At 35.5% G+C, this 17,414-nt stretch carries 18 protein-coding genes; 9 read left to right on the plus strand and 9 right to left on the minus strand.

All coding sequences use genetic code 11. The features are described from left to right. Positions 1-11: 11 nt before the first annotated feature. Positions 12-983, minus strand: a complete 972-nt coding sequence (locus JOE44_RS15485) for a ketoacyl-ACP synthase III (RefSeq protein WP_209786247.1) — start codon at positions 981-983, stop codon at positions 12-14. A gap of 146 nt (positions 984-1,129) precedes the next feature. Between JOE44_RS15485 and JOE44_RS15490 the strand changes: the two genes are divergently transcribed. The 4 genes from JOE44_RS15490 (at position 1,130) to JOE44_RS15505 (ending at position 5,345) form a co-directional block, all read left to right on the plus strand. After that, complete coding sequence (locus JOE44_RS15490) at positions 1,130-1,606, plus strand: acyltransferase (protein ID WP_245169794.1); 477 nt, start codon at positions 1,130-1,132, stop codon at positions 1,604-1,606. 39 nt (positions 1,607-1,645) lie between these two features. After that, positions 1,646-2,794 carry a glycosyltransferase gene (locus JOE44_RS15495; RefSeq protein ID WP_209786248.1) on the plus strand — a complete coding sequence of 383 codons (1,149 nt, stop codon included), beginning with the start codon at positions 1,646-1,648 and terminating at the stop codon, positions 2,792-2,794. Between the two features lie 11 nt (positions 2,795-2,805). After that, entirely contained in the window at positions 2,806-3,360 is a 555-nt protein-coding gene (locus tag JOE44_RS15500) for a serine acetyltransferase (protein WP_209786249.1), read from the plus strand. 491 nt (positions 3,361-3,851) lie between these two features. Next, positions 3,852-5,345, plus strand: a complete 1,494-nt coding sequence (locus JOE44_RS15505; RefSeq protein ID WP_209786250.1) for a phosphoethanolamine transferase — start codon at positions 3,852-3,854, stop codon at positions 5,343-5,345. Positions 5,346-5,349: 4 nt separating this feature from the next. Here JOE44_RS15505 and JOE44_RS15510 read toward each other — a convergent pair whose 3' ends face one another. Together JOE44_RS15510 and JOE44_RS15515 are read right to left on the minus strand one after the other, a co-directional pair. Continuing rightward, positions 5,350-5,961 carry a DUF2306 domain-containing protein gene (locus JOE44_RS15510; RefSeq protein ID WP_209786251.1) on the minus strand — a complete coding sequence of 204 codons (612 nt, stop codon included), beginning with the start codon at positions 5,959-5,961 and terminating at the stop codon, positions 5,350-5,352. A gap of 135 nt (positions 5,962-6,096) precedes the next feature. Further along, the gene (locus tag JOE44_RS15515) at positions 6,097-7,224 is read right to left on the minus strand and encodes a helix-turn-helix domain-containing protein (RefSeq protein ID WP_209786252.1); all 1,128 of its coding nucleotides are present in this window, start codon (positions 7,222-7,224) and stop codon (positions 6,097-6,099) included. A gap of 384 nt (positions 7,225-7,608) precedes the next feature. On the opposite strand from JOE44_RS15515, the gene JOE44_RS15520 reads away from it, so the two are divergent. The 5 genes from JOE44_RS15520 to JOE44_RS15540 all read left to right on the plus strand — a co-directional run bounded on the left by JOE44_RS15520 (position 7,609) and on the right by JOE44_RS15540 (position 12,165). Beyond that, positions 7,609-8,277, plus strand: coding sequence for a carbonic anhydrase (locus JOE44_RS15520; RefSeq protein WP_209786253.1), 669 nt, complete (start codon positions 7,609-7,611; stop codon positions 8,275-8,277). Positions 8,278-8,298: 21 nt separating this feature from the next. Next, the gene (locus tag JOE44_RS15525) at positions 8,299-8,598 is read left to right on the plus strand and encodes a hypothetical protein (protein ID WP_105683231.1); all 300 of its coding nucleotides are present in this window, start codon (positions 8,299-8,301) and stop codon (positions 8,596-8,598) included. A gap of 145 nt (positions 8,599-8,743) precedes the next feature. Next, the gene (locus JOE44_RS15530; protein WP_209786254.1) at positions 8,744-10,336 is read left to right on the plus strand and encodes a SulP family inorganic anion transporter; all 1,593 of its coding nucleotides are present in this window, start codon (positions 8,744-8,746) and stop codon (positions 10,334-10,336) included. A gap of 12 nt (positions 10,337-10,348) precedes the next feature. After that, positions 10,349-11,023, plus strand: a complete 675-nt coding sequence (locus tag JOE44_RS15535) for a carbonic anhydrase (protein ID WP_309511926.1) — start codon at positions 10,349-10,351, stop codon at positions 11,021-11,023. A 215-nt stretch (positions 11,024-11,238) separates the two neighbouring features. Then, positions 11,239-12,165: a hypothetical protein gene (locus tag JOE44_RS15540; protein ID WP_209786256.1), complete on the plus strand. Its 927-nt coding sequence runs from the start codon at positions 11,239-11,241 to the stop codon at positions 12,163-12,165. Positions 12,166-12,260: 95 nt separating this feature from the next. On the opposite strand, the gene pth is transcribed toward JOE44_RS15540, so the two are convergent. From pth to JOE44_RS15570, 6 genes are all read right to left on the minus strand, one after another. Next, positions 12,261-12,824, minus strand: a complete 564-nt coding sequence (pth, locus tag JOE44_RS15545; RefSeq protein ID WP_209786257.1) for an aminoacyl-tRNA hydrolase — start codon at positions 12,822-12,824, stop codon at positions 12,261-12,263. 86 nt (positions 12,825-12,910) lie between these two features. Then, complete coding sequence (locus tag JOE44_RS15550) at positions 12,911-13,843, minus strand: hypothetical protein (RefSeq protein ID WP_209786258.1); 933 nt, start codon at positions 13,841-13,843, stop codon at positions 12,911-12,913. 99 nt (positions 13,844-13,942) lie between these two features. Then, on the minus strand, positions 13,943-14,818 hold the full coding sequence (locus JOE44_RS15555) for a hypothetical protein (protein WP_209786259.1): 876 nt from the start codon (positions 14,816-14,818) through the stop codon (positions 13,943-13,945). A 152-nt stretch (positions 14,819-14,970) separates the two neighbouring features. Then, on the minus strand, positions 14,971-15,708 hold the full coding sequence (locus tag JOE44_RS15560) for a hypothetical protein (protein ID WP_209786260.1): 738 nt from the start codon (positions 15,706-15,708) through the stop codon (positions 14,971-14,973). A 7-nt stretch (positions 15,709-15,715) separates the two neighbouring features. After that, positions 15,716-16,534, minus strand: a complete 819-nt coding sequence (locus tag JOE44_RS15565; protein ID WP_245169795.1) for a hypothetical protein — start codon at positions 16,532-16,534, stop codon at positions 15,716-15,718. A 6-nt stretch (positions 16,535-16,540) separates the two neighbouring features. Next, on the minus strand, positions 16,541-17,359 hold the full coding sequence (locus JOE44_RS15570; RefSeq protein ID WP_209786262.1) for a hypothetical protein: 819 nt from the start codon (positions 17,357-17,359) through the stop codon (positions 16,541-16,543). Positions 17,360-17,414 lie beyond the last annotated feature (55 nt).

Below are 17,414 nucleotides of genomic sequence, written 5' to 3' on the forward strand. Positions count from 1 at the left end.
GTTTTGTTCTCTTATATTTCAATAATGGTGGCTCCCCATGAGTATCCTACTCCAAACCCAGCCATTAAAACCTTATCCCCTTCTTTTAGCATTCCTTTATCCATCATATTTTTAAGAGCAATAGGAATGGTTGCAGAAACCGTATTCCCGGTTTTTTCCATATCAATATAGAACTTTTCTGCCGGAATTTTGGTTTTCTTTCTTAAATAATTCAGCATAAAAGAATTGGCCTGATGGAAAACAAAATGATCAATATCATCCATCGTCATTCCATTCACTTCCAGTGTTTCTTTTACCAGCCCGGGGATATTTTCAATCGTAAAATTAAAAATTTCAGGGCCATTCATATAAATATTTTCAGGGCTGAATTCATGTTCAGGATTGAGTTCAAAATCTTTTTTGAAAGCACCTTTCTTCACGATAAGATTTTCTGCACCACTTCCATCTGTTCCCAGGCAGAACTGATAATCATTGCCTTCTGATTTTTCAATAATTGCAGAAGCAGAGGCATCCCCGAATATGCTGCGGTTGCCTTTATCATCAGGGTGAATGTGTTTGGTATACGTCTCTGAAGTTACCAAGAGAATACTTTTTGCAATGCCTGCGGAAATTAATCCTTTTGCAAAAGCCAGTCCATACACAAATCCTGAGCAGCCAAGGTTAAAATCTATAGCGCCGATATTTTTTCTAAGCCCCAATCTGTCCTGCAAAATACAGGCCGTTGTAGGAAGGAAATATTCGGGACTTTGGGTACAGAACAAAATAAAATCTACTTTGTTTCTGTCATAGTTTTCAAAAATTTTTTCTGAAGATTGTACAGCCATATCCAGTACGGTTTCGCTGTCAGAAGAAATATGACGTTGGGAAATACCTACTTTCTCCTGGATACGTTCGGAACTCCATTCAGGGAACTGTTTCTCAAGGTCCTCGTTAGTTAACACCTGCTGAGGCAGATAATATTCTATTTTTGAAATTTTCATCATATTAATAAATTCTCTTTCTTTGCAAAAGTAACGAAAACAAATTTACACTTGTGATGATTTTTATATTCAGAATCCTATTAAAAATAGACTCCCTCTACCATACTTTTTTGAACAGGGGCAGCCTTGAAGTGGCTAAATATAGAGGGATGAAAGTAGGAAAAAACTTTAACATGCCTGATAAAGTGTATTTCGGAACGGAACCTTACCTTATTGAAATTGGTGATAACGTAAATATTGCCGGTGATGTAAGGTTTGTGAATCACGGTGGAACAACCACCTTGCTCAGAAGACTTCCAGGCTATGAAGACGCAAGAATATTAGGAAGAATAAAAATTGGAAACAACTGCACTATTGGACTTAATTGTGTAATTATGCAGGATGTTCAGATTGGAAACAACTGTATTTTGGGCGCCAACTCTGTATTATCACAGTCTATGCCTGACAATACGGTCTTCATCGGAAACCCGGCACAATTTCTGTGTACTATTGAGGATTATGGTGATATTGTTCTTAAAAACAACCCGGAATATCCCCGTGAACTGGAGAAAGACCGAAAAAAGCTGGATGCTTATATCAAAGAAAATCTTCCTCACAAGTATAAAAAAGCAAGAAAAATTAAATAAATTTAATCTTGCCAAATCATAAAAAAGAAAAAAAGCAAATTGAAAAAGAAAAAACTCCTCATTCGTATAGGTTCATTACGTCATGGTGGTGCTGAGAAAGTATTAATCAACTTTTTGAAAAATCTTCCTCCTGATAAATATGAAGTCGACCTTTTACTTAATCTCTATTCGGGGCTCTATATTAAAGAGGTTCCGTCATGGGTGACCCTGTACTATTTGACAAAAGGAGAAATGATAACAACCAACAGGCTGCAGGATATTCCTGTAAAAGCTTACAGGGTGCTTTATCAGAAGATGTTTCTTTGGTTTCCTTCCCTACTTTATAAATTTGTTTTAAAGAATAAAAAATACGATGTAGAGATTGCTGCCATCCATGCGATGCACCAGGAAATTCTCTCCAGTCCTCAAAAAGATTCGAAAAAGATTATCTGGGTACAGAATGATATTTTCAATCTAAAAGGGTACACTCCGGAAGTCATCAGACAGTTTTTCAAGTTTGACAGAATACTCGTTATTTCCAACAAACTTCAGGAAGGAATGTATGAGCTGGCTAAAAACGAAGCAGAAAAAGCATCCGTGATTAAGATCTTTAATCCGATTGACAAAAATGATACGTTAAGAAAGGCAGATATTGAAGTTAATGACTATCCTTTCAACAGTGATCTTCCTACTTTTGTAACGGTAGGAACTGTATATCCGCAGAAAGGATATGACAGATTGCTTAATGTTCATAAAAAACTGATTGATGAAGGGCTTCAACACCAACTCCTGATCATTGGTGACGGATACGACTTTGATACTATTCAAAACCAACTTGATACCTTAGGGCTTCAAAATACGGCCAAAATGCTTGGCTTCAGCAGTAATCCGTATCCTTATATGAAAAAGGCAGATTTTTACATTATGTCTTCACGACACGAGGGATTCCCTACGATTATAGCAGAAGCGCTTATCCTCAATAAACCTATTTCTGCTACGGATATTTCCGGCATCAGGGATCTTCTCCAGGATGGAAAGCTGGGAAATATCACACCCAATTCCGAAGAAGGAATATATGAAGGAATGAAAAAGTTTCTTACGGATAAAAATATAATTGAAGAATACAAAAAGCAGGTCTCAGAAACTGAGCTTCCATTTGTTTTGGAAAAATCTGTAGAACATCTTCAGAAAATAATTGACGAAGTATAAAAACATTTACAATGGCCGATTATTCTATCATTCAAAAAGATTTTTACCGGGAAAGCGGAAAATGGCTTTCAACTTTTCAGATCTGGAAAAAATGCATTCATCCAAATCTTCATTTTGTCTATATCCTGAGAAAGGCTCAGAAATATCAGAATATTCCTTTTTTGAATATTTTCTGGAAAATTGTACTAAGACATTATCAGATCAAATATGGTTTTCAGATTTATCCTGAGACCCAGATCGGCGAAGGTTTTTATTTGGGACATTTTGGAAGCCTTGTCATTAATCCCAAAACAGTTATCGGAAAAAACTGCAATATTGCTCATGGAGTCACCATAGGTCAGCAGAACCGTGGAAAAAATGAAGGGTATCCGGTTATTGGCGATGAAGTATGGATTGGCACCAATGCCGTTATTGTAGGAGGAATCACTATCGGAAATAATGTATTGATCGTACCTAATTCTTATGTCAACTTTGATGTTCCCTCCCATTCTGTTGTAATTGGAAATCCTGCCAAAATTATCCCTACAGCAGATGCAACAAAGGATTACATCAACCGTAAAGTATAGTAAATCCAATAGTTATAGTAAAAATTCTACTTGCATTTATCGGTAATTTCCTGTACATTTGAAAAAAAATGTATTGTTTGGTTATATAACAACAACACAATCATCAATTTTAAATAAAATATTACATTTTATTTTTGATGACACCTATCCTTACAATACCACAAATCGCTTAATATTAAAAACACAACCCAGACTTATTATTAATTTTTTAAAATAATTTTTGATGAGAAAAAATATGACCCAAACGTCCCTATTCCTACTTACACAATCAACTCTATAAAGCGGAAAAATACATACCGCTCTAAACTACAACAATTTATCTTCAAAAGTTTCTTTGTTGAGTTGATGCAATATCTATAACATTTGGGAATTATTATCTGATAGTAATTCTTTTCATGCACTCCATGATTCTGATATTCGGCAGGCTCTTCCGGAAACTCTAAGAGGTAGATGATATAAAATTTATCCTAACAGCCCAGACACCTACAACCATGTTCAAAAAAATAGTTCCTATTCTTCTCATTATAATATACCTAACGGGTTTTTTGATTTCATTCCCTTACATCTTTGATAATCTCTTTGGGGCTGAAAAAACAGACAGTATCCGGAATATTTTTGAGTATGGAATTATGTTTTCTTCGTTTCTGGTATTCAATGCACTTCTTTTTAAGAATAAATATACAACTGTCATTGCTGGTATTCTCTGTTTATTGCTAAGCATTAACTTTCTGATCTCAGTATCCTGTTTTCTTATTTATCATTCCGGATTTAATGTAGGAATGGCCATCAGTATTCTTGAGTCTAATCCGGATGAAGCCATGAGCATGTCTTATATGTTTATTCTTCCGGTCATCTTGTTTTTCGTTTTTCTGGGAATGATAGTGTACTCGGTGAATTACCTAAAAACAAGTGTGGTCAAGTTTGATGCTAAATTTATCACTATTGCATTACTGTGGCTTATTTTACCCTTCGGATATCACCTTAAACACACCTATGTAAGCAATAAAGGTGGAGGCAGGATGATCAAGAATGTATATTATCATTTATCTGATTTCAATACCGCATTGAATATACAGAGAGATATTAATGAAATAAAAAAGAATATTCCGGTTTTCAATATCAAAAAAATACAGCCTGGAATAGAAAATGTAATTCTTATCATCGGGGAATCAGAAAGAAAGCAAAACATGTCCCTGTATGGCTATTCTAAAAAAACAACTCCTTATACAGATCAACAGGCTGAAAACATGATGATTTTTGATCATGCTGTTTCTCCTGCAGGAATTACAAACCTGAGTGTGCCATTAATGTTATCCAGCATTCATCCGGATGAATTCAGATATCGTTATGATAAACTTTCCTACAATATCATCAATCTTGCCAATCAGAGCGGGTACAATTCTTTCTGGCTCAGTACACAGGCAAGTGCAAAAGGAATTACAGCCATAGCTTCCATGTCTAAAAATAAAAAATGGGTAAACGGCTACGATGAAGTAATTGTTCCTGAACTCAAAAATGCCATACAGAAGAAAGAGAATAAATTTGTAGTTCTTCACATTATGGGAAGCCATCCAAACCCATGTAACAGACTTCCTCCCAACTGGAATTCCGGAGATCTTAACTGCTATGACAGCTCTATCAAATACACGGATTATGTTTTCAACAATATTTTCAAAACGCTGAAAAACACTAATTCTGTGGTAATTTACGCTTCAGATCATGGCCTTAAAATACAAGGAGACAAATTATTGCACGTAGACTCTAAAGAATCTACTCAGGTTCCGTTTTTTGTATGGTTTGGAGACAAAGTTCCGGCAAACTACAGAATTACCGGACATAAACCCCAACAGACACAAACCACTTACATCTACCCTCTGATCATGAAATATATGGGTCTTGAAACACCCCTTCATTATAAGAATGAAGGAAATAAGTATCTGAACTTAGAGATGAAGAGTATGGAGTATAGTCAACTACCGGAATAGAACCTTATTCTGAAATTGCAACCTTTTTTGTATTAATAAAATAGGCCATTAGCAGATTGGGAACCCAACACAGCCATGCCACTGCAATATAAGAGCTTTCAGCATCTCCAGTAATCTTTGTCAGCAAAGGATACCATAGCCTCAGTGTCACTGCAGCAAAGGTGCAGGCATAACTGTAGGTCATGAATTGCTGATGTTTACTGATATTCCCTTTTCTGATCTGTATAACCGCTGCAAGAGTAGTCATCAGCCAGATTAATCCCAAACTGATAAACCCTGCCGATGAAATTAATCCGCCATTAGCATAAAAGCCCATATAAACAGCCGAAACAGCACTAATAACCACTGCAATCACATAGAGCTTCCCAATGATGCGATGCACCCTGATATTTTTATTGCGGAATGATTTCCCAAACTGAGACCAGCCAATAAAAAGTGCCAGCCCACCAAAAATAATATGAGAGAAAAAGGCGGATTTCCAGATAACATTATGGAGAACTTCTGATGATTTTGAACCCAGAAAGGTATATTTATGTTCTACAAAAGCGTAAATAAAAGGATATAATCCAATAAGTAATGCCAAAATACCCATTATTACAAACAGTAACTTTTTCATAGTTGTCAATTTAATTTTCTGTAAAAATGAGCATTATAAAAGTGCCAAATGTTCCAAAATGAAAGGTGAAACCTATTTATAAATCACTAATAATAAATCATTTACAAATAACCAACCAGAAATATCAACAATAAATCATTCCATATGAATGCTTTGGCTTTTTAAAAATTCTGTAGGTGAGCAATTCATGTATTTTTTAAAATTTCTGTTGAAAGAAGTTTTGGAATTGAATCCACATTCAAAAGCCAATGAAAGAATCGTATATTTTTGATTTTCCTGAAGTACTACAGTCCGTTTAAATTCTTCAATACGCTGCCTGTTGATATAATCATAAAAATTTTTCTGCTCCATAGAATTAATGACCTGAGACAATACATTAGGGTGAACCTCCAATACTTTGGCAATATTGTTCAGATTAAGTTCCGGGTCTTTATATAGTTTTTCGTGTTCCATTTTATACACGAGCTTTTCATAAATAGATTGTATAGCCTCATCACCCGGAGAATTTTTCTGATATTTTACCATTTCATGATCCTCTTCCTTATCCTCTGTCATATCAATACCAACAGGCAGATCCAAAATCCCCACCCGACTGATTCCAAAGTACGCTGCCACTACAATAAATAGAACAACGATGGAAAAAATAAGAATATCATTTCTAATAATAACAGCAATCCATATGAAGGCGATACCTGCAATAAGATAATACAACCAGTTCAGATTAATTTTCTCAGTATTTGAGTATTGGCTGGATATTCCTTTCGTATATTTCCTGACGGCAAGAAGGCTTAAAACAACATATCCAATTCCTGATAAGATCATAAGATATTTGATGACCTTACTTAATGATTTGCACCCGTTATTCCCATTCTGATAAGAAGCAAGCTTATCCCAGGGAGACATCATCAGAAATTGAGATAACAATATACAGATCATCAGAACAGGAATGCCATGCAGCAACGCTGTCTTCACACCAGGATTTCTTCCTGTTACACACAGAACATATACATACAGTATTGGCCCGTGAATAAAGGGAAAGATCACTTCAAAACCAAGAAAATAAGGATATTTCACATAGCTGCCGGAAAAAAACAGCATAAATAATATAAGATGTATTCCTATCATCAAAAACCAAACTGCCAGTACATAATCTGCCTTTATTTTTTTGCGTTTCCCCAGAATCAAAAGAGAAGAAAAACAGGCAATAAAAACTCCTGCCAGGTAAAATAAGGATGGTAAAGATTGCAATCCAAAATCAGACATTCAATGAATAGATTTATCAGACCTTTAAATTATTCATTTTCTGATATATTTCGATGATTTTTTTTAAACTCAAATCCAATACATCCATGAACCGATAAATAATTAAGAATATTTTAATTCACAAATCTCAAATTTTAATTTATACTTCGTAATTTTATCCTAGTTTTTTAAACGTTTGGATTACCTTATAGATATCAATATGGGTAAAGCAAAGTATATAGGAATATCAGATATGATTTTAAGCATATTTTACTATTAAACTTTGTTAAAAGTGTTTGACTTTTTAACAAAAAGTATATTTTTGCATAATTATTGATTTAGTCTATTGATTTTGAAAATAATTTAAACGAAATAAATAATTATAAACTTTTAAAATTTAAAATTATGTCACAATCGTACGAGGTTATTTTCGAAAACAATAAAAAATGGGTAGAGTCAAAGTTAGCAGAAGATCCAAATTTCTTCCATGAACTTGCAAAAACTCAGCATCCGGATTATCTGTATATCGGATGTTCAGATAGCAGAGCCACTGCAGAAGAGTTGATGGGAGCAAAACCTGGAGAAGTATTTGTTTACAGAAACATTGCTAATGTTGTTAATACTTTGGATATGAGTTCCACAGCTGTTATTCAGTATGCTGTAGAACATTTGAAAGTAAAACACATTGTTGTTTGTGGGCATTACAATTGCGGAGGTGTAAAAGCAGCGATGACTCCTCAGGATCTTGGATTATTAAATCCATGGCTGAGAACCATCCGTGATGTTTACAGACTGCATCAGGCAGAGCTGGATTCTATTCAGGACGAAAACAAGCGTTATGACAGACTTGTAGAACTTAATGTTCAGGAGCAGTGCATCAACGTGATCAAAATGGCCTGTGTACAGGAAAGATACATTTTAGAAGAGTATCCTATTGTTCACGGGTGGGTATTTGACCTTAGAACAGGTAAAATCATTGATCTGGAGATTGATTTTGAGAAAATCTTGAAAGACATCCAAAAGATCTACAATCTTACAGGTTCTGATTGGGTAATGAGCAGAAAGACCAAGTAGTTTTTCTAAAAAGAAGGTAAAATGAAATTCTGGAGTATTATTGTATTAACGTTTTTTCTCAATTTCACAGCGCTGCCAGGCATTGCTGCAGTTGCAGGCTGGGATATTGCGAGAACGAATATAATAATCAATGAAGAAGAACCCCATTCTCACCCATCCTCATTCATTGTTTACGAAAAGACCATTCCGAAACCTTTAGATGTTTTCGATTATCTGAAGTTTTCTGAACCTGATGTTCAGGGTGTGTCTTTTATTCTGATTGATGATTCTTTTCATCTTTCCCCTTTACTTACTATATTTTCCCCTCCTCCGGAAGCGTAACTCCTATAGTTAGATTTTTTTGATACTATTTCCATATCATTTTTGATATCGGATACGCATGTACTTTAAAAATTATTTTTTTCAACTTTTTATAATTGACTTATCTAAAAACAGATAAGCCGGTTATACCTTACAGCTTCACATTATGAAAAAGACATCATTAATAGGAGGAATCAAGGAAAATTTTCCTTCAGGACTCGTGGTATTTTTAGTAGCACTTCCGTTGTGTTTAGGAATTGCTTTAGCATCAGGTGCTCCCCCATTATCCGGTATTATTTCCGGTATCGTAGGCGGCCTGGTAGTAGGAACAATCAGTAATTCAAATATTTCAGTATCAGGACCTGCAGCGGGTCTCACAGCTATCGTTTTAACAGCAATAACAGATCTTGGTGCATTTGAACTCTTTCTGTGTGCAGGAATTATTGCAGGACTTATTCAATTGGTTTTAGGGTTTGTAAGAGCCGGAAGTATTTCCAACTATTTCCCGAATAACGTTATTGAAGGAATGCTGGCAGCCATAGGAATCATTATTATTTTAAAACAGATTCCGCACGCTTTAGGATTTGATAAAGATTATGAAGGCCACGAATCTATTTTTGATAACGGCCTGAATTTCGGATATTTTACAGAATTATTCGGAGCTATTCATCCGGGAGCCATTGTTATTACTTTAGTTTCTGTAGCCATCCTTATTGCATGGGACAAAATCCACGTACTGAAAAGGATGAAAATGCTTCCGGGAGCATTGGTGGCAGTAATTGTAAGTATCCTTTTGAATCAACTCTTTAAGATGTCCGGAAGTTCTCTGGCTATCGAAACCCAGCATTTGGTTTCTTTACCGGTTCCGCAGACTTTCGATGATTTTAAAAATCTGATTACGACTCCGGACTTGAATGGTTTTACCAATCCTAAAGTATGGATTGTAGGGGCAACAATTGCCATTGTAGCTTCTATTGAAACGTTACTTTGTATTGAAGCTTCGGACCGTTTAGACAGACAGAGAAGAATTACAGATACCAATCTTGAACTTAAAGCCCAGGGAATAGGAAACCTTATCAGTTCATTTATTGGTGGGCTTCCGATGACTTCTGTAGTGGTAAGAAGTTCTGCCAATGCCAATGCCGGAGCAACCTCTAAAATTTCCTCTATTATTCATGGAGTCTTTTTATTGATCTGTGTGCTTTCAATTCCTGTTATTTTAAATTTAATTCCATTAGCAACATTAGCTGCGGTATTAATTTTAGTGGGATATAAATTGGCAAAGCCAGCTACGTTCAAACATTTCTGGCACCTGGGAAAATTCCAGTTTATACCGTTTGTAGCAACCGTGGTAGCTGTAGTAGCAACAGACCTGTTAAAAGGGGTAGGAATTGGTCTTACCATCTCCGTTTTCTATATCCTTCAGGGAAATATGAAAAGAGCTTACTATTTAAGCAGAGAAAGACTGGATGACGCTGATGGGATCAATATCAAGCTGGCTGAAGAAGTATCATTTTTAAATAAGGCAGCCATCAAAAAAACACTTAAAAATATAAAACCCAACTCTACAGTAATCATAGATGCAAAAAGTACATCCTACATTGCAACCGATGTACTGGAAATGATTCAGGACTTTGCCAATATCCGTGCAAAGGAACAAGACATCAATGTAGAACTGATAGGGTTTAAAACTTCATACAGAGATTACGAAAGAAGCGAGGACTCTCACATTTTAGTTACGCATAAAAGAGCTATGTAATCTCTACAATTAATTAATTTTTTTAACTTTAAATTCGAAAACAATAAAAATATGAAAGCACATACATACGAAACACAGTCAACTATTACTCCTGAGAAAGCATTAGAATTCTTAAAAGAAGGAAACCTGAGATTTGTAAATAACCTTAAGGCAAACAGAGACCTTCTTGAGCAAGTGAATGCAACACGTGAAGGACAATGGCCTTTTGCAGTAGTTTTAAGCTGTATAGACAGCCGTACTTCTGCAGAGCTTATCTTTGATCAGGGATTAGGAGATGTATTCAGTATTAGAATTGCTGGTAATTTTGTTAATCAAGACATTTTAGGATCTATGGAATTCGGTTGTAACGTTGCCGGTTCTAAGCTTATCGTAGTATTAGGACACACGAAATGCGGAGCTTTGAAAGGAGGTCTTGACGCGGCACAAATTGAAGGGCTGGGAATGGATAACCTGAACCACCTTATCAATCATTTCAACCCTATCATCAATGACATCATTGAAGAGAACGAAGAGCGTTCATCAAAAAACAGCTCACTGCTGGAAAGGCTTAATCATCAAAACGTAAAAAGTGCGATTGAAGATATCCGTAAGCAAAGTTCAACACTTAAAAATCTTGAAGCAGAGGGTAAAATTAAAATTGTTGGAGCAAATTATGATGTTGAGACAGGTGCAGTAACCTGGTTATAAGAAGTAACTTCATTAAATTTCAATTATAATTTACAGAAAATGCCATCGAAATTCGGTGGCATTTATTTTTTATTGTTTTTTGTTCCAAATCAAGGTATAATTACCTTGCTGAAATTTTATTTCAAAAAAGCTTTTTTAATTATCTAAATAATAATTATATATTCGTGCTGCTGAGAAAATACTCTCACAAACCATGATTACAAACTCAAAAGAATATGATTTTTCCAAAAGCAAAAAAAATAGCCAGAGACCTTGGATGGCATAAAACAAACCATAAGGTGTTCGGACTTTACAAAGGCTATTTTTTCAATGTTTCAGATGCAAGTATAATACACACTCCTCAATACAAATATGTTTCAGTAACAACCGGCAATTTGACCGAGGAACAAAGGCAAAAAATCAAAACAGAGCTAACGATAAACAAAAAAAGATTAAAATTCACTTTCTTTGATATCAGAGAAAACACTATTTTTTTTAAGTTCACTGAAAATATAATGCCGACTAAAACCAGCACTGTTTATGTTCTGTTTGACTTTTTAGTTGGTTTATTAAAAGACTTAAGCATACCGGAGCAAAGCAATTGTCATAGCTGTAAAACAAATGAAGGAATTAAGTATTACGATCTGAACCATACTGGTGTACTCCTTTGTGATCATTGTTTTAAACAGACAGATGATAAATTCTATGAAATTGAAAAGGAAAGAATTTCAAAAGAGAAAAGCTATCTGACAGGATTTTTAGGATCCGTTGTTTTTTCAATTCCTGCCATTATCATTTGGGTCTTATTTGCTGTATATTTTGGAGCTATTTCTTCAGGAATGGCATTTGTGATTGGTCTTCTTGGTTTTTTAGGTTATGATTATTTCAAAGGATTTCGTGGAAAACTGACAAGATATATCATCTTCTTCACAAGCATTATAAGCATATTTGCAGCCAATATTACCACTGTAATTGCTTTATTGATAAAACAGGGGCTCACAATTAACCAGGCGATATCTGAGTTTCAAACAAACCCTGCAGCAAATGAAATATTTATGCAGAATATTATTCTATCCTTTTTATTATCATGTATTCCTTGGATATGGATATTGTTTATCAGGAAAGATGATAAATTAATTATAAAACCAGCAGAAAAATTTTAAAAGTACATAAATAAATGACTGCCTCAATAATAAGGCAGTCATTCAATATGATAAACTGTATTTTAATTTCAGACCTTCTTTATCCTAATTAGAAATTATTTCCCGTTAAATGCAGACATTGTATTATTCAGGCCTGCGAAAACAAAAGAAAGACTGGCCTTAGCAAAGGTTTCAATTCTTTCTGTAAGTTTTTCTGATTCCTCTTCATTCCATGTTCCTAATACATAATCTACCTGTCTTCCGGCAGAAAAATCAGCAGAGATGCCAAAACGCAGCCTTGCATAGTTCTGGGTCTGCAATACTTCATTGATATTTTTAAGTCCGTTATGACCTGCATCAGAGCCCTTTCCTTTCATTCTTAAAGTTCCGAAAGGCAAAGCCAGATCATCTGTCACGATCAGCACATTTTCCAAGGGAATATTTTCCTTCTGCATCCAGTATTTCACTGCATTACCGGAAAGGTTCATGTAAGTATCCGGTTTAAGAACAAAAACTTTTCTGCCCTTGTGCTTTCCTTCCGCCAGCCAGCCAAAATTGGAGGTATTGAATGATACTTCGAGAGTTTCAGCTATTTTTTCAGCTACTTTAAAGCCTATATTATGTCGTGTATTTTCATATTCTGAGCCTTTATTACCAAGCCCGACAATTAAATATTTCATCAGAAATTTTTTGCAAAATTAAGAGATAAAAAATAAAAAACTCAATCTTAGGAAAGATTGAGTTTGAATATTGTTAAAAAATTCTTCTATTGTGGTTTATAGATGTAATTAACGCCATATCCTTTTGTCATATAAGTCTGAGGATCGTAAACGTAATTTGTACTCTTAACAACCGGAGTTGGAATAGGTGGTGTAAGATCTGTTACAGACCATCTCTTAGGGTTGTTTGGAGATAAGATAAGACTTTCTTTATCGTTGATTACTGTAGATAACAATCTTGAGATTTTATATACATGTGGCAACAAAGTGAATGGGCTTACCTGATCATCATATGCATAGTACTCATAGCTGTATTTTCCAGTAACAGCACCAAATACTCCTCCTGTCATTGTTCCGTAGTTTCTTACCACTTTAGATACATTGTCTCCAACATAAGTATAAGCTGTTTTAGAGTAATCTGTGAAATTAAGTGGAGCTCCCGGAACATCTGGTCCGTTCTTCATAATGATTGAATCCAGCTTTCCTGTAGCAGTACTGTACTTAACCTGATAAGCAGTTTTCTCTTTTTTCAGTAACGTCTGTGGTCCCAAAGGGCCTCCCGGTATTACAGGCGGAGGTCTTCTGAAGGTTGAACGGCTTTCAGAAATCAGCTGAAGCTTATTGTTATTAGCATAAGTGAATAATTGAGTGTATGATACACTGTCCTTATCAAGTTTTCCGTTTCCGTCAAGATCCAGGAAACCGTTGAAATTAATCTGGCTGATTTTATCACCACTGTACATAATATCAGTAATGGAAGCACTGTCTGTGAGTACTTTAGTCACAAGAAGTCCGCTGTAATGATATTCTGCGATAGTATCTTTATCTGTAATTTCTCTGTATAATGCTCTGGGACCGCTTAGTCCTCCTGTATTGTTAAGATCCAGCAATGGATTTCCGTCCTCATCCAGCATGTCCTTGCAAGAATGTATTGAGGAGAAACCTGCGATCAGTAAAATAAAATAGAAAATTTGTTTCATTTCCTTGTAATTGATTATTTTTTTGACAAATATAATTTTTTTTTGCCTAAAAATTGTATTATTATTTATATTCTGGTAAGATTAATAACTATATTTCTCCTATAAATTTTTATAGGTAAAAGTTAAATTTTGATTTTTCTCAACAACCACATATCCCTGATTATCATAAGAATAGCTTTGCGCTGTATTAACAGGAGTGGCTGGTGCCGGTAATTCTATAAACATTGAAGTAGGGTTATTCGGAGATATTTTATAGAACTGAGCCGGATTGATCAGACTTCGTGTGATGAAATAAGCTGTTGGAAGTGTGGAGTACGGACTTTTCTGAGCGTCATAGTTCAGAAAGCTATACTTACTTATCACGGCTGTACCCATATTCGGGCTTCCGTTGATATCCAATAACCCTTTGGAGCAAACTACCTGAGTTACATTTTCTCCGCTATACACAAAAGCATAGTTGATAAATTTATTATAAGCACTTATTCCTGCTTCTTTTCTCTTCTCAAGAATCTTGGTAAGTCTATTGGTAACCGGGTCATAGGTAAAAGCATAATCACTCACCACTGAAGCGGAAGGAGTTGCCCCCGTTGCTGTAGAAGTAGCATTATAAATCTTTTTACCTGTAGCATCAGGAACAATATTAAATTCATAAACAAGACTGGATGTTGCTGAGCTTACAAATTTAATTTTAGTGATATTTTTGTTAGTATACGTTACCGTTCCTGTATAATAAGCACTTCCGGCAAAAGATTCATCTTTAGACACAGCGGTCTGCAGATCTCCGGTTACAGCTGTTGTAACATAGTCTTCCTGAGACATATTATTCGAGCTCACCTTTGCTAAAACCCTTTTAGGAGGTGGTCCATCATCCGGATTCGGGATAGATTCTGTAGGATCTGAAGTAGTATTACATGCTGTCAGCAGCCCAAGAAAAGCAATACCGGCAAACATTTTTAAAAAATAGTTTTTTACCATATAGAATTTTTTTAGCTTGTCCAAATATAATTCAATTTTCGATAATACACTTCACTTTATCTGAACAAATTCACAAGAAATAGAGTTAATAAACAAAAAAAATCTAAAAACATAACGTTTTTAGATTTCCTATTATTGTATTATGATGAAAATTAATAAGGCTGCAATATAGATGTTGTCAAAACAGACTGTGACATATCGCTATTGAGGAAGGTAGTATTCACCGCAGTTCCTACTCCAAGTGTTGATCCGGAAATAGCTCTTTTTGTGCAGGCAACTTTAACTTTATAATCATTTTTAGGCATAAGATTCGTGAGTGTTGCATTAAGATTGAAAATTTTATATGCTCCTGGATCACCAAGCAATACATCAGTTCTTACGGCTCTCAACACATCGTCTACAAATACACCACAAGCAAAACTTGCAGAATTGGAGCCTGTTTTCTGTACTGTTGTTTGAAACGAAAAAGTAGCTTTATTCGTTTGATTGGTCACAGAGAAAGTATCCATTGTTCCTGTAAGTACAGACCAATTCGTATTCAGTGGATCTCCATCACCGTAAGGGTTAGTTGAACCATTATTTCCTGAAAAGCTAACTCCAGTCTTGTCTGAAACCGTATTTATTGAAAATACAGACATACTTCCCTGCCCGTCAGCAATTTTTATCGCTTTCCAGTCATTGGTGTTTAAATCTGCATTATTATGCAGGATATCACCTGCTGTTCCGGCAGATCCTTTCAGTATATCAGTACCTCCTGTTCTTAATTCTTTTCCAATATTCAGATCTCCGTTTACATCCAGCATATTCGTTGGATTAGGAGTATTAATTCCCACTTGTGCAGTTACTATAACAGCTAAAAGAAGTGATGTTACAAATAGTATTTTTTTCATGACCTGCTTAGTTTATAATTGCGTTAAACACTTCTGGAACTTCATATACGTCAACTTTTAGAGAAGACTGGGCAATAAAGTCATTAATGTTAGTATATCCATTAATTCCTATCGAAAGTTTATTGCCGGAAGCTCCGTAAGAACCCAATCTTGTACAGGCAACGTCTACCGTATGATCTCCTTTAGCAAGATTATCTACAATCCCGATCTGAGTATGGGTAAGAAACGGGTATGTACTGGTAATTGCCTTTAAATTCCTTTGTCTCAGGTTCACCAGTTTACCATCTACAAAAATACCACAAGCATAATCTATTGAAGTATCTACTGCTCCTACTGCTCCAAAGTCAGCCTGAACCACTGTTTCGAACTGGAAGTAAGCCTTACTTTGAGTACTGAATACACTGATCGTCTTTGAAAGGTTCGTAATTTTTTTAAAACCCGGAAGACTGTTAAGTTCTTTTCCTTTGGTAAAAGTTGCCCCTCTTGAAGCGAAACCTACCGTAGAATCTTCTGAAGAGGTAAATGTAACTCCTACTTTATCTGAAAAGGAGTTGTTGTAGATCAGATAAAATTTATTCGGTTCATATTCAGGAATACGAAGGGATTTCCATATGGGAGCAAAACCCTCACCTCTGGAAACCAAAAGCTGATCATTATTTCCCTGAAATACGGTGTTATCTGTGGCATTAAAAATACCAATCTTATTTCTGAAGTTGACATCTCCGTTTACATCAAGCTGTGCTTTTGGAGTGTCTGTTTTTATTCCTACCTGAGCTGTTGCCAAAAGTCCTATGCTACAAAGCAGTGTTGATAATAGTTTTTTCATCATTAGTTAGTTTTTATAGCTCACGTATTCGATAACATCCATTTTCATGGTAGATTCCAAAGTAAACGAGCTGGATACTCCACTTGAAGACTGTACATTACTTCCGATTGAAAATTCTGAAGTGGAATTTGAAGCATCGATCTTGCGGCATGCAATTTCAATATTATGAACCCCTACAGGGACATTCTGTTCTGTATAATTGAGGGTAAAGATATAGTCCTGAAGACCGTTTTTTCCACTGTTGTTATTCGTAGCGATTCTATCCGGACGTACAGCCACCAATAAACCGTTTCTGAAAACACCGCAGGCAAATCTTACACTTTCTATGGTGGTAGATGACTGTGCTTTCATTTCAATACCTGTCTGAAACTGATAAGTGATCCTGTTTTTTCCGTTTTTGATTGTAAACGTATTTTTAAGACCATCAATCTTTTTCCAGTTACCTTTAGCTGCATCAGTGACATTATCTCCCACTTTGCTTGTATAGATATTATCCCCGGCAACCCCATTGGAAATAGAGGTAACCCCTAATTGATCCGATGACAGATAAGAATTGATCAGCTTATACTGTCCCTCTTCCATAAAGGAAACATTCAAAGATTTCCACACAGGAGGCAAACCCTCACCCTGAGAAACCAAAACCTGGCCGTTTAACCCGGCATTTCCAGCCTGAGTTGAAGTCCCGCCTACTCTAAGTTCTTTTCTTAAGGTGGTTTTTCCGTTCACATCAAGAACAGATTTCGGTTTCGTAGTACCTATTCCCACCTGTGCGTTGGCGTAGAATGAAAGAAGTCCAGCCGCGCAGCAATATATAATTTTTTTCATAATAAGGACTGCAAAGGTAAACAATGAAGTCCAAAAAATTCCAGTTATACTTCGG

Source organism: Chryseobacterium sp. PvR013 (assembly GCF_017833095.1).
In the GTDB taxonomy this organism is placed as follows: domain Bacteria; phylum Bacteroidota; class Bacteroidia; order Flavobacteriales; family Weeksellaceae; genus Chryseobacterium; species Chryseobacterium culicis_A.